Genomic DNA, 19,368 nt, shown 5'->3' with positions numbered 1-19,368 from the left:
CCGCCCTCACCACGCTCTCCCCCGCACCACGCTCTCCCCCACACCGTGCTCACTCTCTTACCGCGCTCACCCCTTCACCGGCCTTACGCCGCCTCGCCGTTGAGCTCGAACCACACCACCTTGCCCACCGGCCTCGCCCGTATCCCCCAGTCGTCCGCGAGACTCCGAACCAGCGCCAGCCCCCGCCCGTGCGTGGCGTCGTCGGGCACCGGCCGCTCCGGCGCGGGCGGCGTCGGCACCCCGGCCACGAAGTCCCGTACCTCCACGCGCAGCCGGGAGTCCGCGATGGTCGCGGTGACCACGGCGCCGTCGTCCGTGTGCACCAGCGCGTTCGTGACCAGCTCGCTGATCAGCAGCTCGGCCACCGCCGCGGAGTCCCGCTCCTGCCAGTGCCGCAGCATCTCCCGCAACGCGTGGCGTACTTCGGGGACGGCCGCGAGATCGGCGCCCCCGACTCTGCGCCGCAGACCTCTCATCACTCTGTCCCCCCGGTCATGACGTCCCTCTCCCCGATGGTCCTGACCCGCCCCACGCTCGTTTGCGTACAGGAGATGCATTCCCCACCCGGAATAGACCACTCATCGTGTTCATCACCTGATCGCCGCAGCGGGGGCACGGGGCGCGCGACGGGTGCGCGAGGACTGCCCGGGGAAGTGAGGGGGGAGTGAAACCGTGCGAACCGATCCCGAGGAGCGAGGAGCACCGATGCACGACGACCGATCCCTGGTGGAAGGGCGGCTGGAGCGGGCGCTGCGCCAGTTCATCCGTCCCGCGCAGTACGCGGCCCGGGAGCCGCTCGCGCTCTCCGTCTGGCACGCGCCGGGCGAGCCCGTGCCGGTGGAGCAGGCGCTCCAGGGCGGCTACGAGCCGTTCGCGACCGGCACGGAGTGGGGTTCTCCCTGGTCCACCAGCTGGTTCCGGCTGGAGGGCGTGGTCCCCGAGTCCTGGGCCGGACGGCCGGTCGAGGTGGTCATCGACCCCGGGTTCACCGGTGAGGGGCCCGGTTTCCAGGCCGAGGGCCTGGTGTACGACGCCGCGGGCGTCCCCCTCAAGGGCATCCATCCGCGCAACCGGCACATCCCGGTCGCCGCGCCCGCGGCCGGTGGCGAACCCGTCCGGCTGCTGCTGGAGGCGGCGGCCAACCCGGCCGTCCTGCACGACTTCGAGCCGACGCTCCTCGGTGACGTACTGACCGCGGGCGACCGTCCGCTCTACCGCTTCGCCGCCGCCGACCTGGCCGTCCTGGACGAGGAGGTCTGGCATCTGGTCCTCGATGTCGAGGTGCTCACGGAACTGATGCGCGAGCTGCCCGCGGACCGCTCACGCCGCCACGAGATCCTGCGCGCCCTGGAGTCGATGCTCGACGCGCTCGATCTGCACGATGTGGCGGGCACGGCCGGCGCCGCGCGCGCCGAGCTGACGGAGGTGCTCTCCCGGCCCGCGTCGCCGAGCGCCCACCGGATCTCGGCGGCGGGGCACGCGCATATCGACTCGGCCTGGCTGTGGCCGCTGCGGGAGACCGTACGGAAGGCGTCACGGACCTTCGCCAATGTCACTGCGCTCGCCGCCGACTACCCCGAGCTGGTCTTCGCCTGCTCACAGGCGCAGCAGTACGCCTGGGTGCGGGACCACCAGCCGCACATCTGGGAGCGGATCAAGCAGGCGGTGGCGGACGGGACATGGGCGCCGGTGGGCTCCATGTGGGTGGAGTCGGACGCCAATATGCCGGGCGGTGAGGCGCTGGCCCGGCAGATCGTGCACGGCAAGCGGTTCTTCCAGGAGGAGCTGGGCGTCGAGACGGAGGAGATCTGGCTGCCCGACTCCTTCGGCTACACGGCGGCCTTCCCGCAGTTGGCGAAGCTCGCCGGGGTGAAGTGGTTCCTCACGCAGAAGCTCTCCTGGAACCAGTCGAACAAGATGCCGCACCACTCCTTCTGGTGGGAGGGCATCGACGGTTCGCGGGTCTTCACCCACTTCCCGCCGGTCGACACGTACAACTCCCAGTTCCATGGCAGCGAACTGGCCCACGCGGAGCGGAACTTCGCCGAGAAGGGGCGGGCGTCCCGCTCGCTGGTGCCGTTCGGCTGGGGCGACGGCGGTGGCGGCCCCACCCGGGAGATGATGGAGCGGGCACGGCGGCTGAAGTCCCTGGAGGGCTCGCCCCGGGTCGAGATCGAGCACCCGGCGGCGTTCTTCGCGGCGGCCGAGGAGGAGTACGGCGACCGGGCCCCGGTCTGGTCGGGCGAGCTGTACCTGGAGCTGCACCGTGCCACGTACACCACCCAGGCCAAGACCAAGCAGGGCAACCGCCGCGCCGAACATCTCCTGCGGGAGGCCGAGTTGTGGGCGACGGCGGCGGCACTGCACTCGGGGGGCCGCGCCGCTTCGTACGCGTATCCGTACGAGGAGCTGGACCGGATCTGGAAGACGGTGCTGCTGCACCAGTTCCATGACATCCTGCCGGGCTCGTCGATCGCCTGGGTGCACCGGGAGGCGCGCGCGACGTACGCGGCGGTACAGGACGAGCTGACGGGCATCATCGGGGAGGCGCTGGCGGCGCTGGGCGGCGACGGGAGCGCGGTGGGGGTGTGGAACGCGGCCCCGTTCGCCCGCCGCGATGTCGTCGCGGCCCGCGCCTCCGATGTGGCGGAGGGTGTCGTGACACAGCCGCTGGCCGACGGTGAGGTGCTCGCCCCGGCCCTGGTCAGGGCGGTGGCGCCGGGCACGTTCACCACGCTCGCCCCGGCCCCCGTGACGGCGGTACCGGCCGACGGCGGCTTCGTGCTGCGCGATCAGCGGCTGGAGGTGGTCATCGACGCGGACGGGCTGCTCGCCTCCGTACGCGATCTCGTCGCGGGCCGCGAGGTGCTCGCGCCGGGCGGCCGGGGCAATCTGCTGCAGCTGCACCCGGACCACCCCAATCAGTGGGACGCCTGGGACATCGACCGGCACTACCGGCACCGGCACACCGATCTGACCGCCGCCGACTCCGTCGAGCTGATCGAGGAGGGGCCGCTGAGGGCGGCGGTACGGGTGGTGCGGACGTTCGGGGCGTCCCGGATCACCCAGGAGATCAGTCTCACCGCCGATACCCGCCGGATCGATATCGTCACCGAGGTCGACTGGCAGGAGTCGGAGAAGGTCCTCAAGGCCGCGTTCCCGCTCGACGTGCACGCCGAACGGTCCACCGCCGAGGTGCAGTTCGGCCATGTGCACCGGGCGACGCACGACAACACCGGCTGGGATGCCGCCCGGTTCGAGATCTGCGCGCACCGCTGGCTGCGGGTCGCGGAGCCCGGCTACGGCATCGCGGTGCTCAACGACTCGACGTACGGGCACGATGTGACCCGGACGCCGCACCCGGACGGGCTCGGCACGACCGTACGGCTGACGCTGCTGCGCGCCCCGCACAGCCCGGACCCGGAGACCGATCTGGGCACACACCGGTTCCGGTACGCGCTGCTGCCCGGCGGGACGGTGGAGGAGACGGTACGGGAGGGCCTGGCGCTCAATCTGCCGCTGCGCGTGGCACCGGCGCCGGAGCAGCCGCCGCTGGTGAACGCCGACCACCCGGCGGTGACCGTGGAGGCGGTCAAGCTCGCCGAGGACCGCAGCGGGGATGTGATCGTACGGCTCTACGAGTCGGCGGGCGGCCGGGCCGAGTCGACATTGCGGGTCGGTTTCCCGGTGATCGGCGCACGGGTGACGGATCTGCTGGAACGGCCGCTGCACGACGCGGAGACGGACGAGGAGGGACTACGGCTGCGGCTGCGGCCGTTCCAGATCCTGACGCTGCGGCTCACGCCCGCCTGAGCTTCAGGGCGAACCGAGCCATGAGTATCGCGGCGAGGCGAACCGGGCCGTAAATATCAGGGCCGTGGCACGTTCCGCAGGTTGGAGCGTGCCATCTGGACCATGCGGCCCACCCCGCCGTCCAGGACGATCTTGCTGGCCGAAAGCGCGAAGCCCGTCACCATGTCGGCGCTGATCTTCGGCGGGATGGACAGCGCGTTCGGGTCGGTGACGACATCGACCAGCGCGGGGCCCTTGTGCTTGAAGGCGTCCTTGAGCGCGCCCGCGAGCTGCCGGGGCTTCTCCACCCGTACTCCGTAGGCCCCGGCGGCGCGGGCGACGGCGGCGAAGTCCGGGTTGTGGTTGGTCGTGCCGTACGACGGCAGACCGGCCACCATCATCTCCACCTCGACCATGCCGAGCGCGGAGTTGTTGAACAGGACGATCTTCACCGGCAGGTCGTACTGGACGAGGGTGAGGAAGTCGCCCATCAGCATGGAGAACCCGCCGTCCCCCGACATCGAGACGACCTGGCGGCCACGGTCGGTGAACTGCGCTCCGATGGCCTGCGGAAGCGCGTTGGCCATCGAGCCGTGGCTGAACGAGCCGATGACACGGCGCCGTCCGTTCGGTGTGAGGTAACGGGCCGCCCAGACGTTGCACATGCCGGTGTCGACGGTGAACACGGCGTCGTCGTCGGCGAGTTCGTCCAGCACGGAGGCGACGTACTCGGGGTGGATCGGGACGTGCTTCTCGACGTTGCGGGTGTACGCCTTGACCACGCCCTCCAGCGCGTCGGCGTGCTTCTTCAGCATCTTGTCGAGGAACCTGCGGTCCGTCTTGGCCCGCACGCGCGGTGTCACACAGCTCAGGGTCTCGCGGACATCCCCCCAGACGGCGAGGTCCAGCTTGGAGCGGCGGCCGAGGTGTTCCGGCCTGATGTCGACCTGGACGATCTTGACATCGTCGGGCAGGAAGGCGTTGTACGGGAAGTCCGTGCCGAGCAGGATCAGCAGATCGCACTGGTGGGTGGCCTCGTAGGCGGCGCCGTAGCCGAGCAGTCCGCTCATCCCGACGTCGTACGGGTTGTCGTACTGGATCCACTCCTTGCCGCGCAGGGCGTGCCCGACGGGGGACTTGACGCGCTCGGCGAACTCCATCACCTGGGCATGCGCGCCGGCTGTGCCGCTGCCGCAGAAGAGGGTGATCCGGTCCGCCTCGTCGATCATGCGGACGAGCTTGTCGATCTCCGCGTCGCCGGGGCGCACGGACGGCCGGGAGGTGACGAGCGCGTGCTCCTCCGCCTTCTCGGGGGCGGGCGCGGAGGCGATGTCGCCGGGCAGGGTGACCACGCTGACGCCGCTCCGCCCGATGGCGTGCTGGATCGCCGTCTGGACGAGGCGCGGCATCTGTCTCGGGTTGGAGATCATCTCGTTGTAGTGGCTGCACTCACCGAACAGCAGGTCCGGGTGGGTCTCCTGGAAGTAGCTGAGACCGATCTCACTGGACGGGATGTGGGAGGCGAGGGCGAGGACGGGCGCCATGGAACGGTGGGCGTCGTACAGGCCGTTGATGAGATGCAGGTTGCCGGGACCGCAGGAGCCGGCGCAGGCGGCGAGCTTGCCGGTGATCTGGGCCTCGGCGCCGGCCGCGAAGGCGGCGGTCTCCTCGTGCCTGACCTGGATCCAGTCGATCGCGCGGTTGCGCCGGATGGCGTCGACGACGGGGTTGAGGCTGTCCCCGACGACTCCGTACAGCCGTTGGACCCCTGCCCTGACGAGGATGTCGACGAACTGTTCCGCCACGCTCTGCTTGGCCATGGAAGCGCACCCCTTCTGTCCGGTGTCCATCAACGCACGCCGGACGGGGTTACGCCTCCCAGACGCCGACCGCTGTGCGGTCGTCGGCGTAACCCTTCACCCGCAGCCGGGTGTCCGCGAGGAAATCGGCCATGTCCGGTGGACCGCCCGGACCCCAGCGGCCGGCCAGTTCGCGGGCGAGCGCGGGCTCGCCGCGCAGCGGTGCGGCCAGACCGGCGCTGCACAGCAGGAGGGTGTCGCCCGGCCGGGCCACCGAGGCGCGGAACCGGAACGGCTCGGGCGGCGGAGGAGGTTGCGCCGCCTCGCCGTACGGGGAGGCGGCGTGCGGGGAGGCGGCGTGCGGGGGCGAGGGGTACGGCGACGGAGGGTACGGGGACGAGGTGTACGGGGACGGGGGCTTCGTGATCGCCAGATCCATCGTCAGCCTGTCGCCCTCGGGTGTTTCGGGCGGCGGGGAGCCGAAGCCGACCACGGGCGCGCCGGTGGCGGCGGCGGGGTCGGCGAGGGGCGGCTCCAGGTCCTGCCACGCGCCGTCCCTGAGCCGGAAGAGGCCACCGTCGCCGACCCCGAAGAACACGCGGGTACGGCAGCCGGGATCGGCGGAGAGCAGCAGACAGCGCAGGTCGGCGGTGTACTGCCCCGGAGACAGTCCCCGTTCGGCGGCGCGGGCCCGGAGCTTGCCGAACCCCCGGTCGGTCAGCCGGTGCAGCCCGGACTTGAGGTCGCCCCTGCGGCCCGCCCGTATGTCCGCGGAGAGGCTGCCGTGGCTGTGTCCGACGGCGCCGCCGATCCACCGCGCCACGTCCGCCGCGGCGCGATGGGCGCCCTCGGTGGCGCGGGCCCCACTGGCCACGGCGACGAGGACGAGCGCGTCGGCGCCCTCCCCGAAGCGGGCGGTCAGGAGCGCGTCGCGGCGGGGATCGCCGCGGTAGCGGGCGGAGTCGCCCCGTACGGACATGGCCCTCAGGGTGTACGCGCCGTAGCGCGCGCCGTCGAGGACGGTGTCGGCGACGATCTCGTCCAGCCGGTCGGCGTGCGCGGCGGGCAGGGCGGTGGGTTCGGGGTCGTAGGTGGGCAGCCCGTCGCCCACGTGGGTGACGGGGGCGGGCGGAACAGGCGGGATCTGCGGCGTATACGAGGCGGCAGGGGCGGGCGGAGCGGCAGAGGCGGCGGGCTCACGGGGCGCGGGGGGTACGGGAGTTGACCGACGCGGGTCCGGGGGCCGGGGCGGGTCCGGGGGTCGCGGAGCGGGCGCGGGCGTGGGCGTCGGCGTGGGTGACCCGGCCGTCGCGCCCGGCAGCGGTCGTGCGTCGCTGGGCACGTAGGGGGCGGCCGGCTCCCACGGCGCCCCCGCGACGGGACGCTGAGCCCCCGGTCGCTCCGGAGGCACGTCTTCCTGCCGCGTCCCGGCCGCGTCCGACACCCGGTCCGCGACCGCGTCCGGGGCCGGGGCCGGGGCCGGGGCCGACTCCGGGTCCGACAGTGCGTCGGCCGCCGAGTCGAAGCGGTCGTCGAGCGTGTCACCCGCCGCCGGGGCGGGGCCGGTGTCCGGCACGGACGCGTCGTACAGCCGGTTCCACCAGTCGCCGTCGGCCGGCCTCTCCCCCTGCTGGCTCATGAGCCTATTTTCGACCGCGGCGGGGGCGCGAAAACGGGGCGCGCGGAAAAAGCGGGGAGAAACCCGGAATCCGCCGGGCGACCCCACCCCCCACGGGAAGGACGCCCGGCGGACGTTCACAGATTCGAGCAGAGCCGAGTCATGCATACCCAGGGGGCATATGACCGGGTCTGTTGCTGCTGTGATGGCGCCACCTTGGCAGACAAAGGGCCTGTACAGGGATGATGGGGAGCGGCGGGTTTACGCCGTGGCCGGTTTCCGCCACGGCGCATGGCGGAAAGAGCGCGGCCGGGGAGGCCGCGTGGGCGTCCAGGGAGGGGTTGGCAGGGATGCTGGGAGCGATAGGTCTCGACGCGAGACAGGAGTCCGCGTACCGCGCGCTGGTGGCGATCGGCGCCGCGGAGGTGGCGGATCTGGCCCATCGGCTCGCGCTCCCCGAGCCCGACACCGAACGGGCCCTGCGCCGGCTGGAGCGGCAGGGCCTGGCCGCGCAGTCCTCGTCCCGTGCCGGACGGTGGGTCGCGGCGCCACCTGCCGTCGCGCTCGGCGCGCTGCTCACCCAGCACCGCCATGAGCTGGAGCAGGCCGAACTGGCCGCCGTGCTGCTCGCGGAGGAGTACCGCGCGGAGGCCACCGAGCCCGCGGTGCACGATCTGATCGAGGTGGTGACCGGCGCGAGCGCGGTGGCCCACCGCTTCCGCCAGTTGCAGCTGGGCGCCGCGGAGGAGGTCTGCGCCCTCGTCACCGGCCGGCCGGTGGCCGTGACCGGGATGGACAACGAGGCCGAGGAGCGGGCCGCCGAGCGCGGGGTCGCGTACCGGGTGGTGCTCGAACGCGAGGTGCTCGCACTGCCGACCGGCATCACCGAGCTGTCCGCCGCGCTCGGCCGCGACGAGCAGGTCCGGGTGACCGAGCGGGTGCCGACGAAGCTGGTGGTGGCGGACCGCGCCCTGGCGATGGTGCCGCTGACGGGGCGTGGCGTCGGGCCCGCGGCCCTGGTCGTGCACGCCAGCGGACTGCTGGAGTCGCTGATGGGGCTCTTCGAGGCGGTGTGGCGCGAGGCGCTGCCGCTCCGGCTCGGTACGGGCGGCACGGTCATGGAGCTGGACGCTCCCGGTCCCGACACCACCGACCTGGAGGTCCTCTCCCTGCTGCTCGCCGGCATGACCGACGCGAGCGTGGCCAAACAGCTGGACCTGGGGCTGCGCACCGTACAGCGCCGGGTGAAGGGGCTGATGGAGCTGAGCGGGGTGACGACCCGTCTCCAACTGGGCTGGCACGCCTACGAGAAGGGCTGGGTGGCACGGGACCCCCGGCCCTGAGCCCGGGACCGCCTCCGGTCCCGGGACGGATGCGCCGCGAGAGATATCCGTGTGAGGCTGGGACCATGACCGAATTCAGTGAGGCCGAGCGCGCGTATCTGAGGTCCCAGAGGCTGGGGCGGATGGCGACCGTCGATCCCAAGGGACAGCCGCAGGCCAACCCGGTCGGCTTCTTCCCGCAGGACGACGGCACCATCCTGATCGGAGGTCTGGCGCTGGGGACCACCAAGAAGTGGCGCAATCTCCAGGCGAATCCGCGGGTGGCGCTGGTCGTCGACGACATCGTCAGCACCGATCCGTGGCGGGTGCGCGGGGTGGACATCCGGGGTGAGGCGGAGCTGCTGACCGGACCCCACGACCTCGGTCCGCGCTTCAGCGAGGAGCTGATCCGTATCCACCCCCGGTGGATCCACAGCTGGGGGCTCGACTGACCCGCACGGCCGCCGTGTGACCCGTCACGCGGAGCCCGGATCCGGCTCCCCGCCCCCGCCCGCGCCCGCGTATACGGCGCGGTCCGCGTCGGGACCGTCCGGACCGTCCGGACCTTCGAGACGCAGATGCCGTGTCGCGTAGGACCGCCAGGGCCGCCATGGCTCGGCGTCGCATTCCCCCTCGGGCCCCGCGTCCGGCGCGACATCCGGGTCGCCGAGCGCCCGCATCCGGATCAGCGCCGCCGTACGACGGGTCATCCCGGGCACGGTCAGCAGGGCCCGCTCGGCCTCGTCGCGGTCCGCTCCGGGGTCGAGCCGTACGGTGCCGTCGGCGAGCGCGGTGGCGAGCGGGCCCGCCACCGGGTCGGCACGCAGGGCCGCCGGCCCGGGGAACAGCCGGTCGGGCCGGCCGTGGGGGTGGTCCACCGGCTCGCCGTACCTCTCGACGAGACGCACGGCCTCCGCGTGGCCCACGAACGCGCGCAGCGCGTACTCCTCCGGTTCGGCCGCGCCGGGTGAGCGCAGCCCGGGGCGGGCCGCGACGAGCGGGGCGAGCCGCGGGTCTGCGCCGAGCCGCTCGTCCACGGCGTACGGATCGGCGTCGAGGTCGAAGAGCCGGCGCAGCCGCTGTACGGCGGTGGTGAGGTCGCGCAGCTCGGTGAGGTGGATCCGCGCCTCCAGCCAGCCGCTCCGGACGCGTGGGTCCCCCGTGCCGCCCGCGTCGCGCCGGTCACGTCGGTCGCGTGCGTCGCCGGCCGGCCGGGCCTCGTCCACGGAGACGAAACCGGGGCCGTGCGGCAGCCGCAGCGTACGGCGGTAGGTGCGGGCGCCGGGTTCGCCCGTCACCTCTTCCGTGTGCGGGAGCGCTTCACCGGCGAGGAGGTCGAAGACCTCGCGCGCCGCGTAGGGGCCCCGGTAGGCGAGCCGCAGAGGGATGCCGGTGAGAGGCGGCAGGCCGGTGCGCGACGCCCCGTCCGGCGGGAGCACCGGGGCCGTGGTCACGGCGCGGGTCCCCGCCCGGGTCCCCGATTCGGCGCGCAGCGCGCTGGGGGTACGGGCGTAGATCTGCCGGATCGTGTCGTTGAACTGGCGCACGCTCGCGAAGCCGGCCGCGAACGCGATCTCCGTGACCGGCAGCCCGGTCGTCTGGAGCAACACCCGTGCCGTGTGCGCCCGCTGGGCACGGGCGAGGGCGACAGGTCCCGCGCCCAGTTCGGCGGTGAGCTGGCGCTGCACCTGCCGGGCGCTGTAACCGAGGCGCCCGGCCAGCCCCGGCACCCCCTCCCGGTCCACGATCCCGTCGCCGATCATCCGCATCGCGCGGCCGACGACATCGGCGCGTACGTTCCACTCCGCCGACCCGGGCACGGCGTCCGGCCTGCACCGCCGGCAGGCGCGGAAGCCGTGGCCCTGGGCGGCGGCCGCGGTCGCGTAGAACCGTACGTTCTTGCGCTTCGGGGTCACGGCGGGGCAGCTCGGCCGGCAGTAGATCCCGGTCGTCTCGACGGCGAAGAAGAACGCGCCGTCGAAACGCGCGTCACGACTGGCGACCGCCTCGTATCTCGTCTCCTCGTCCATCACGCTTCCAGTGTGCGACGGCCCGGCCCGCCGGACTGGCGGATTTCGGACGCCACAGTCGCGCTTTCGTACGCCACCGGTCGGCGGCGTACGGCACGTCCGGCGGCCCGGGGCGAACGCGCCCCCGGGACGCCGGACGCCCGTACGTCCGGCCCGTCGCTACCGGATCCGTCCGCGCTTGGCCTCCATGGCCGCGCGGCCCTCCGCGCCCTTGCGCTTCCAGTCCCGCCGGATCTCACCGCGCAGCCGGGCGTCGGTCTTCGCGACGATGCGCTGGTTCTCGCGCAGCAGCTTGCGGTAACTCTCCAGCCGCCGCACGGACAGCGAGCCGTCCTCCACCGCGGCGAGCACGGCGCAGCCCGGCTCCGCCAGATGCGCGCAGTCGTGGAACCGGCACTCCCCGGCGAGCCCCTCGATCTCCGAGAAGACCTGCCCGACGCCGGTCTCGGCGTCCCACAGCCCGACCCCGCGCAGCCCCGGCGTGTCGATGAGCACGCCGCCCCCGGGGATGGTGAGGAGATTCCGGGTCGTGGTGGTGTGCCGCCCCTTCCCGTCCGCGTCACGGGTGGCCTGTACCTCCATGGCCTCGTCCCCGAGCAGGGCGTTGGCGAGGGTCGACTTCCCCGCCCCGGAGATGCCGAGGAGGACGCTGGTGCCGCCCGACAGCACGGCGGAGAGCACATCGATCCCCTCCCCCGTGGCCGAGCTGACGGACAGCACCTGCACTCCGGGCGCGGTGTTCCGTACGTCCTCGGCCAGATGGCCGAGGACGGCGGGGTCGGCCACGAGGTCGGCCTTGGTGAGCACGATGACCGGAAGGGCGCCGCTCTCCCAGCCGAGGGCGAGAAAGCGCTCGACCCGCCCGAGGTCGAGTTCGACGGCGAGGGAGATGGCGATGACCGCGTGATCGACGTTGGCCGCGAGGATCTGTCCCTCGGACCGGGTGGAGGCGGTGGACCGTACGAACGCGGTGCGCCGCGGCAGATACTCCCGTACGAACCGGGGATCGCCGCCCGGGTCGACGGCGGCCCAGTCGCCGGTGCAGATCACCCGCAGGGGATCGCGCGGCGTCACGAACTCGGTGTCGGCCCGCACCAGTCCTGACGGGGTGACGACATCACACTGTCCGCGGTCGACCCGCACCACGCGGCCGGGCACCAGACCGCGTTCGGCGTACGGGGCGAACTCGGCTTCCCAGCCCTCGTCCCAGCCGTACGGGACGAGCGGGTGTGACGTGGGAAAAGCGAGCAGAGAGGAGAAAGACAAGGGGAACCCTTCACAAGGGTGGCCCCGGCACGCGCGTGGGCGCGGGAAGAAACAGAGGAAGGTCAGCCGGAGACCACGGGGGTGGGATCGATGAACTTCTGTTCCTGGGCAGCGCCCAGCGTGGTGACAGTCATCAATGTCCTCACCTCCGGATTTCTCGTTCCGTTCTGTTCCGATCCGGACTGATCCTCATCGGAACGAACCGCGACGGCCGACAACCGACGGCGTCGGTCGGCCGTACGGCGCTCACCCTAGCCGTACCGGACGAGATGACGCGAGGTATTTATCCGGTCCCGTCCGCCGGTACGGCCGGGGCCGCCACCTCGGCGGACGCCGCCGCGTGGCACGCGCCGCGGCCGTCGGCGCGGGCGACGATACGGCCCGCCTCGACCCGTACGGCGGCCTCGGTCGCGTCGCTGACGGCGGGCAGGCCGGCCGCCGCCGCGAAGGCGCCCGACTCGTCGAACACCACTTGCAGCCGGGGCCAGGCCGCGGGCGGGAACGCCTGGCGCAGACAGTTGCAGAGGTCGGCGACGGTCAGCCGGGCCAGTGGCGCCAGTTCGGCGGGGTCGCCGGTGACGAGGACGGCGGTGATACGGGCGCCGGGCGGTGCGGCCCGTACCGCCTCTTCCACGGCCTCGATCCGGTGCAGACCGAGGATCACCACCACGCCGTCGTCCGTGAGCCGCGCGGGCTCGCCGCGTACCGCGTCCCGCACCCGCGGCGGGTCCCACGGCTCGTCGGTCGGCCATGCCTGGGTGATCACGTGCGGGGGCGGCCACCAGTCGTGGAGCACGAGGCCGGCCAACTGCTCGACGGCGCTGACGACATTGAAGGGCTCCACGAATCCGGGCGCCACGGCGGCGAGCCGGCTCGCGCCGTGCAGGATGGTGAGCGCGGCCTCCGCGACCCGCACCTGACTGCCGGACCCGTCGTGCCCCTCGGGCGGCCGAAGGCGCTCCAGGGCCAGCCCGAGCAGGATCGCGTCCAGCTTCATCAACTGCGCGAAGGGCCGCCGGATCCGCCCCTCGGCGAGGACTTCCGGCATCACATGCATCCCGAGCCGGGCCGGGCCGTGTTCCTCGTCGGTGTCGGCGAGCGGCAGCCGTGCGACCCACGCGCGGGCGAGCGCGCCGAGCGCGTCACGGGTGGTCTCGGAGACGGCTTCGGGCGCGCTCTCACGTACGGACCCGGACAGGGAATCGGACCCCGACAGGGAATCGGCCAGAGATACGGATACGGACTCGCGCCGAGAGACGGAAACGGACTCATGCTCGGCGAGGCCGGCCAGGACGGCGAAGTAAAGGGCCCTTTTCCCGGGGAAGTTGGAGTAGACCGCCCCGCGCGTCAGTCCGGCGCGTCCGGCGATATCGTCGACCTTGGCGTCCCTGAATCCGCGCTCCGCGAACTCGTCCCTGGCGGCGGCGAGTATCTTGGCGCGGTTGTGCTCCTGCAGCTCCGCTCTGCTGAGCCGGCCCATCGCCCTCACTCGTCCCCGCTTTGCTGTTCAGTGCCGCTTCAAGATACCGTGACCGTTCAGATGGTGATGTCATATGGTCCAACCATGCGACTGCCGCACAACCGTTGAGGAGACGCTTCCCAGTGGCACACATCGGTGACGGCGGCGAACTGCTGAGGTGCACTTTCTGCGGGAAGAACCAGAAGCAGGTCAGGAAGCTCATCGCGGGTCCGAGTCCGGTCTGCATCTGCGACGAATGCGTGGGGCTCTGCAACGAGTTGATCGCTGAGGAGCTCGACGGCGAGCACGGGGACGGGCACTGGGAGCTGCCGAAGCCGCGCGAGATCCACGCCTTCCTCGACCAGTATGTCGTCGGCCAGACGAACGCCAAGATGGCCCTCTCGGTGGCGGTCTACAACCACTACAAGCGCATCCGGACGGACGAGCGCGCGGAGGCCGCGCACGGGGGCGAGCCGGTCGAACTCGGCAAGTCCAACATCCTGTTGATCGGCCCGACCGGCTGCGGCAAGACGTATCTGGTCCAGACGCTCGCCCGGATGCTCGACGTGCCGTTCGCGATCGCCGACGCCACCGCGCTCACCGAGGCCGGGTATGTGGGCGAGGACGTGGAGAACATCCTGCTGAAGCTGATCCAGGCGGCCGACTACGACGTCAAGAAGGCCGAGACAGGGATCATCTACATCGACGAGATCGACAAGGTCGCCCGCAGGAGCGAGAACCCGTCGATCACCCGCGATGTCTCCGGCGAGGGCGTCCAGCAGGCCCTGCTGAAGATCCTGGAGGGCACCGTCGCCTCCGTACCGCCGCAGGGCGGCCGGAAACACCCGCAGCAGGAGTTCCTCCAGATCGACACGGCCAACGTGCTGTTCATCGTCGGCGGCGCCTTCGCCGGTCTGGAGCGCATCGTCGAGCAGCGGGCCGACCGCGGGGGCATCGGCTTCGGCGCGACGATCGCCGGCAAGGAGGAGCGGGAGCGGCGCGACGTCTACGCCGAGGCGATGCCCGAGGATCTGCTGAAGTTCGGGCTGATCCCGGAGATCGTCGGCCGCCTCCCCATGGTGACGACCGTCCAGCCGCTGGACCGTGCGGCGTTGACACGGATCCTCACCGAGCCGCGCAACGCGCTGATCAGGCAGTACCAGAAGCTCTTCGAAATCGACGGCGTGGAGCTGGAGTTCACCGAGGACGCCATCGGCGCGATCGCCGAACAGGCGCTGCTGCGCCGCACCGGCGCCCGCGCGGCCCGCGCGATCCTCGAAGAGGTGCTGCTCAACGTGATGTACGAGGTGCCGAGCCGCGACGATGTGGCGCGGGTCGTGGTCGACCGCGACACCGTGCTCGACAACGTCAACCCCACGCTCGTACCGCGCGAGAAGCCCGCCCGCACCCGGGAACGCCGCGACCGCTCCGCGTAGCGCCCGACGGGCGGCCGGGTGGCCCGACGGGTGCCCGGGTGGCCGGCCTGGTGGCCGGAAACACGCCGGGGCGGTAGCCCACGGCCACCGCCCCGCGTGTCATACCGGCCCGGCCGCCCGGCCCTGTCGGGTTCGGGCTCCGCTTCCGCTTCCGGCTCCGGCTCCGCCGAGTCCTGTCGCGTCGTGTCTCGTGGAGCCCCGTCCGGGTCCCGTCAGATCTCCCTCATGTCCAGCCAGACCGCCGTGTCCGGCGGCAGCAGAGTGGTGTCCTGCCGGGCGCCGGTCGTCAGTTCGCCGCTCGCCAGCAGCGGCTTCGCCCCGGCGGGCAGGGGCAACGGCAGGGGCGCGTCGGAGAGGTTGACCCGGCAGACCAGACCCGCGCCCTTCCTGAAGGCCAGTTCGCCCGGGGCCGACGGCAGCCACGCGAAGCTCTCGTCGCCGAGGAAGCCCCGGCGCAGGGACAGCGCCGTACGGTACAGCTCCAGGAAGGAGTCCGGCCTGCCGGACTGGGCCTCCACCGACCACGTGCCCCAGTCGTCGGGCTGCGGCAGCCAGCTGCCGCCGGGGCCGAAGCCGTACGAGGAGCCGGCCGTGGTCCACGGCAGCGGCACACGGCAGCCGTCGCGGCCCTTCACCCGGTGTCCCGTGCGCTCCCACATCGGGTCGCGCAGCGCGTCCGCCGGCAGATCGGTGACCTCGGGCAGGCCCAGTTCCTCGCCCTGGTAGAGATATGTCGTACCGGGCAGCGCGAGGGTCAGCAGTGCGGCGGCCCGCGCCCGCCGGCCGCTCAGGGCGTCGTCGGGCTCCGGGTCCCGGCCGTCGGTCCGCAGCCAGGCACGGAGGTCGATGCCCTCCGGCAGCCCGTACCGGGTGCGGTGGCGCACCACATCGTGGTTGGAGAGCACCCAGGTCGGCAGGGCCCCGGCCGAGGCCGCCCCGGTGAGTGAGGTGTCGATGACCTCGCGGAAGGAGCCCGCGTCCCACGGGCAGCGCAGATGGAAGAAGTTGAACGCCTGGTGCAGTTCGTCGGGCCGGGTGTAGAGCGGCAGCCTGGCGGCGCTCACCCCCGCCTCGGCGACCATGATCCGGGGCGGGGCGTACGAGTCGGTGATCTTCCGCCAGACGCGGTAGATGTCATGGACCTCGTCGCGGTCCCAGAAGGGGTGGTTCTCACCGCTGGGCGGGGAGTTGAGGGGCGCGGTGTCACCGCCCCGGGTGTCGCGCAGCGGCGCGGTGAGGTCCTTCCGCAGCCCGTGCGCCACATCGATACGGAAGCCGTCGACCCCGAGGTCCAGCCAGAAGCGCAGGACGCTCTCGAACTCGGCCGCGACGTCGGGGTTCTCCCAGTTCAGATCGGGCTGCTCGGCCGCGAAGATATGCATGTACCACTGGCCGTCGGGGACCCGCGTCCAGGCCGGGCCGCCGAACTTCGACTGCCAGTCCGCGGGCGGCTCGGCGCCGTCGGGACCGCGTCCCTCCCGGAAGACGAAGCGGTCGCGGGCGGCCGAGCCGGGCTCGGACGCCAGTGCCTCGGCGAACCAGGGGTGCTGGTCGGAGCAGTGGTTCGGCACGATGTCGACGATCGTACGGAGCCCGAGCTCGCGGGCCCGGCCGAGAAGCGCGCGGAAGTCGTCGAGGGTGCCGTGCCGCGGGTCGACGTCCCGGTAGTCGGCTACGTCATAACCTCCGTCGGCCAGCGGGGAGCGGTAGAACGGCGTGAGCCAGACGGCGTCCGCGCCGAGTTCGGCGACATGGCCGAGCCGGTCGGTGATCCCGCGGAGGTCGCCCATCCCGTCGCCGTCGGCGTCGGCGAAGCTGGGGACGTAGATCTGGTAGACGACGGACTCCCGCCACCAGTCGCGCCCGTGGTCTCTTTCGCCGTGGCCGCCGGTGCCGTGGCCGCCGAAGCCGTTGCCGCTTCCGTCGCCGTCGCCGTTGCCGTCCGGGAACGCGTGCTGAGTCACTGATACCTCTCGTGCTGGGCTGAGGGGGCGCTGAAACTGTAGTGGTGCGGTGCGATCATCCCTTCACCGCACCGGACGCTCAGCCCGTCCCCTCGTACCCGCCCGACGGCCCTCGGCGTGGGCCGCTCCACCGTGCGCGAGGCGCTGTGCGCCACGGCCGTCGCCGCGGCGCACAGCGCCGTACCGACCGATCCGTTCACCGTGCTCCCGCCCGCGCGGCGACGGTGCGGCGGATCGCGAGCGGGTCAGCGGCCCAGTTCGCGCATCAGCTCGGCCTTGTTCATGGACGAGCGGCCGTGCACATTGCGGCGCTGCGCCTCGGCGTACAGCTGGTCGTACGTCGGTCCCGCGGCCCCGCTGTGCGAGCGCTGCCCGCCGCGCTTGGAGGACGCCATGTCCTGGATCGACGTCTTGCTCGCGGTACGGGACTCCCCGGCGCGGGCCCTTTCCTTGTTCACGGTGCGCGCGGCGATCTCCTCCGACCGCATCGCGCTCTCGCCGCGCTCTCGCGCGCTGTCCTTGATGTGTTCGTACTGGCGCTCACGTTTGGGGCTGGAGCCTCGTGGCACGTGGATCACTCCTCATGGTCCGTTTTATAGCGGATAGTGCGGATGATGCTCTTGAGGTCACCCTCCTACCCCCCTTCGGGACCGGCAACTTGATGGCGACGACTGGAGCCGGTCCCGCCGCGGATGAGGCGTTCCGTCCGGTGCCGCGCGGCGTCGTGCGGCACCGCCCGCGTCTTCCCGCCGGTCCGACCAGTCGGTACGTTTCGGGACAACCGGATCGGCAAGCGGGCCACCCGGCCCGCCCGGGGCGACGGAGGGCCCGATGACACCACAGGCACCACGCATACAGGGACACTGCGACGAACGGTTCGCCGCTGTGCGCGCCGCGTTCGAGCGGAACTTCGAGGAGCGCGGCGAACTCGGCGCGGGCGTCACCGTGCTGGCCGGCGGCGAGCCGGTCGTCGACCTGTGGGCGGGATGGGCCGACGGCGCGCGGACCCGGCCGTGGGAGCGCGAGACCCTGGTCAACGTGTGGTCGACGACCAAGGGGCCGACGGCCCTGTGCGCGCATCTGCTGATCGACCGCGGACTGCTCGACCCGGACGCGCCGGTCGCCGCGTACTGGCCCGAGTTCGCCGCGGCCGGCAAGGAGTCCGTGCTCGTACGGCATCTGCTCGCGCACCGCGCGGGGCTGGCGGGACTGCGCGAGCCGCACTCCGTCGAGCAGCTCTACGACTGGGAGCTGACCACGTCCCGGCTCGCCGCGACGGAGCCCTGGTGGGAGCCGGGCACCCGGTCCGGCTATCACCCGATCACCTACGGCTTCCTGGTCGGCGAGGTCGTCCGACGCGTCACGGGCCTGCTGCCGGGTGCATTCCTGCACCGGGAGGTGACCGGGCCGCTCGGTATCGACTTCACCATCGGGCTGCCGGAGAAGGAGGCCGCCCGATGCGCCGAGCTGGTGCATCCGCGCGTGCCCCTCACCGCCGAACAGACCGCCGCCTTCGGCCGGATGGAGCCGGTCGCGCTCGCGGCCCTGGGCAACCCCGCGACCGGCGCGGCCGAGGCCAACACGGCCGCGTGGCGCGCCGCCGAGCTCCCCGCCGCCAATGGGCACGGCACGGCCCGCGCGGTCGCGGCGCTGTACGGGATCGTGGCCGGGCGCGGGCGCCTCGGCGAGCACCGCGTGCTCTCCCCGGAGACCGTGGAGCTGGTCCGCGAGGGCCAGGGCGCCTGCCGGGACCTGGTGCTCGGCGCGGGCTTCGCCCATGACACGGAGACCGGCCTCGGACTCTGGCTGAGCGGAGCCAACGGCTCGTACGGCCCCAATCCCCGGGCGGTCGGCCACGACGGCTTCGGCGGTTCCTGCGGCCTCGCGGATCCGGAGGCGGGCATCAGCATGGGTTACGTGATGAACCGGATGGGGCCGCACATCGCCGATGATCCACGCAAGATGGCGCTGATCGACGCGCTGTACAGCGCGCTGTAGTCCGCGCCGAGGCCGCGCCGAGGCCCGCGCCGAGGCGCGGCGCGGCTGCCGTGACAGTCCTCGGCCCATCCGCAGCACACGTCACATGGGTACGCAAGGGCGCCCCGCCGGTCGAATCACCGCTCCATCTCGGGCCGTTGCGTACCCGTTCGGCACCCGTACCAATGAAATTCAGCCATGATCAACACGAGGGCAATTCGGCGGTACGTCACATAAACGGGCGACGGACGCGCATAGATACGAGCGATCACCCTCCTCCCGCCGGGAACGCGAAACCGCTGTGTCATACATCCAGCACCCTCGGTGAAGCATGTGTGTTTGTGACGGCTCTTCGCGTGGCCGAATGACGTCAGGACACAAACCCCCTGCCTGGCACGGGCTTTGACGGGCTTTTGCCGGCGCTTTGCCATCCGCACAGGCTTTGCAGCAGCTCACACGCCCGCCGTCGGCCGGGCCCGCGGGCTCGGCCGACAGGCCGGTCCGCCGGGGGACTTCGGGGGGCGCGGAGGCCGCGACGGCCGGCCCTCGCAGTCGGTCCAGAAGTCGGCCTTGCCTCAAGAGCGGGCGGAGTCAACGATTCGGACCGTGCGGTTGACAGGTCCACGGCCAAAACCGAATGGCCATGGACGATCGCATCCCCAACGGCCTGCTCACCCAACGGGCCACGCGGTTCCCCCACCAATG

13 protein-coding genes are annotated in these 19,368 nt (G+C 72.2%); 5 read left to right on the top strand and 8 right to left on the bottom strand.

Annotated elements, in window-relative coordinates:
• Window positions 1–83: 83 nt before the first annotated feature.
• On the bottom strand, window positions 84–476 hold the full coding sequence (locus CU044_RS14165) for an ATP-binding protein (RefSeq protein ID WP_193563969.1): 393 nt from the start codon (window positions 474–476) through the stop codon (window positions 84–86).
• A 229-nt stretch (window positions 477–705) separates the two neighbouring features.
• Here CU044_RS14165 and CU044_RS14160 point away from each other — a divergent pair, with 229 nt between their 5' ends.
• On the top strand, window positions 706–3,813 hold the full coding sequence (locus CU044_RS14160) for a glycoside hydrolase family 38 C-terminal domain-containing protein (protein WP_129768913.1): 3,108 nt from the start codon (window positions 706–708) through the stop codon (window positions 3,811–3,813).
• 56 nt (window positions 3,814–3,869) lie between these two features.
• Here the strand turns inward: CU044_RS14160 and CU044_RS14155 are convergent, their stop codons facing one another.
• Both CU044_RS14155 and CU044_RS14150 read right to left on the bottom strand, forming a co-directional pair.
• Window positions 3,870–5,612 (bottom strand): pyruvate dehydrogenase, encoded by a 1,743-nt coding sequence (locus CU044_RS14155; protein ID WP_129768912.1) that lies wholly within the window; start codon window positions 5,610–5,612, stop codon window positions 3,870–3,872.
• 49 nt (window positions 5,613–5,661) lie between these two features.
• Window positions 5,662–7,230, bottom strand: coding sequence for a protein phosphatase 2C domain-containing protein (locus tag CU044_RS14150; RefSeq protein ID WP_129768911.1), 1,569 nt, complete (start codon window positions 7,228–7,230; stop codon window positions 5,662–5,664).
• A gap of 329 nt (window positions 7,231–7,559) precedes the next feature.
• On the opposite strand from CU044_RS14150, the gene CU044_RS14145 reads away from it, so the two are divergent.
• A complete protein-coding gene (locus tag CU044_RS14145) occupies window positions 7,560–8,552 on the top strand; it encodes a helix-turn-helix domain-containing protein (RefSeq protein WP_129768910.1) in 993 nt (330 codons plus the stop codon).
• A 65-nt stretch (window positions 8,553–8,617) separates the two neighbouring features.
• Entirely contained in the window at window positions 8,618–8,983 is a 366-nt protein-coding gene (locus tag CU044_RS14140; RefSeq protein WP_129768909.1) for a PPOX class F420-dependent oxidoreductase, read from the top strand.
• 24 nt (window positions 8,984–9,007) lie between these two features.
• Here CU044_RS14140 and CU044_RS14135 read toward each other — a convergent pair whose 3' ends face one another.
• The 3 genes from CU044_RS14135 to CU044_RS14125 form a co-directional block, all read right to left on the bottom strand.
• A complete protein-coding gene (locus CU044_RS14135) occupies window positions 9,008–10,561 on the bottom strand; it encodes a DNA-3-methyladenine glycosylase 2 family protein (RefSeq protein ID WP_129768908.1) in 1,554 nt (517 codons plus the stop codon).
• Window positions 10,562–10,720: 159 nt separating this feature from the next.
• A complete protein-coding gene (gene rsgA / locus CU044_RS14130) occupies window positions 10,721–11,827 on the bottom strand; it encodes a ribosome small subunit-dependent GTPase A (protein ID WP_129768907.1) in 1,107 nt (368 codons plus the stop codon).
• A gap of 283 nt (window positions 11,828–12,110) precedes the next feature.
• Window positions 12,111–13,307 (bottom strand): helix-turn-helix domain-containing protein, encoded by a 1,197-nt coding sequence (locus CU044_RS14125; protein WP_129768906.1) that lies wholly within the window; start codon window positions 13,305–13,307, stop codon window positions 12,111–12,113.
• A gap of 122 nt (window positions 13,308–13,429) precedes the next feature.
• Between CU044_RS14125 and clpX the strand changes: the two genes are divergently transcribed.
• Complete coding sequence (gene clpX / locus CU044_RS14120; RefSeq protein ID WP_129768905.1) at window positions 13,430–14,722, top strand: ATP-dependent Clp protease ATP-binding subunit ClpX; 1,293 nt, start codon at window positions 13,430–13,432, stop codon at window positions 14,720–14,722.
• 212 nt (window positions 14,723–14,934) lie between these two features.
• Here the strand turns inward: clpX and CU044_RS14115 are convergent, their stop codons facing one another.
• The gene (locus CU044_RS14115; protein WP_240045576.1) at window positions 14,935–16,686 is read right to left on the bottom strand and encodes a glycoside hydrolase family 13 protein; all 1,752 of its coding nucleotides are present in this window, start codon (window positions 16,684–16,686) and stop codon (window positions 14,935–14,937) included.
• Between the two features lie 245 nt (window positions 16,687–16,931).
• A complete protein-coding gene (locus tag CU044_RS14110; protein WP_129768904.1) occupies window positions 16,932–17,255 on the bottom strand; it encodes a plasmid stabilization protein in 324 nt (107 codons plus the stop codon).
• 262 nt (window positions 17,256–17,517) lie between these two features.
• On the opposite strand from CU044_RS14110, the gene CU044_RS14105 reads away from it, so the two are divergent.
• On the top strand, window positions 17,518–18,684 hold the full coding sequence (locus CU044_RS14105) for a serine hydrolase domain-containing protein (RefSeq protein WP_129768903.1): 1,167 nt from the start codon (window positions 17,518–17,520) through the stop codon (window positions 18,682–18,684).
• Window positions 18,685–19,368 lie beyond the last annotated feature (684 nt).

This window comes from Streptomyces sp. L-9-10, assembly GCF_004151105.1.
GTDB lineage: Bacteria > Actinomycetota > Actinomycetes > Streptomycetales > Streptomycetaceae > Streptomyces.
Note: the sequence above shows the minus strand (reverse complement) of the source record. Positions and strands in the feature narration are given on the sequence as shown.

Coding starts and splice junctions, on each gene's coding strand:
- CU044_RS14160 (WP_129768913.1), top strand. CDS start 706: ATGCACGACGACCGATCCCTGGTGGAAGGGCGGCTGGAGCGGGCGCTG.
- CU044_RS14165 (WP_193563969.1), bottom strand. CDS start 476: ATGAGAGGTCTGCGGCGCAGAGTCGGGGGCGCCGATCTCGCGGCCGTC.
- CU044_RS14105 (WP_129768903.1), top strand. CDS start 17,518: ATGACACCACAGGCACCACGCATACAGGGACACTGCGACGAACGGTTC.
- CU044_RS14145 (WP_129768910.1), top strand. CDS start 7,560: ATGCTGGGAGCGATAGGTCTCGACGCGAGACAGGAGTCCGCGTACCGC.
- CU044_RS14135 (WP_129768908.1), bottom strand. CDS start 10,561: ATGGACGAGGAGACGAGATACGAGGCGGTCGCCAGTCGTGACGCGCGT.
- CU044_RS14155 (WP_129768912.1), bottom strand. CDS start 5,612: ATGGCCAAGCAGAGCGTGGCGGAACAGTTCGTCGACATCCTCGTCAGG.
- CU044_RS14140 (WP_129768909.1), top strand. CDS start 8,618: ATGACCGAATTCAGTGAGGCCGAGCGCGCGTATCTGAGGTCCCAGAGG.
- CU044_RS14125 (WP_129768906.1), bottom strand. CDS start 13,307: ATGGGCCGGCTCAGCAGAGCGGAGCTGCAGGAGCACAACCGCGCCAAG.
- CU044_RS14150 (WP_129768911.1), bottom strand. CDS start 7,230: ATGAGCCAGCAGGGGGAGAGGCCGGCCGACGGCGACTGGTGGAACCGG.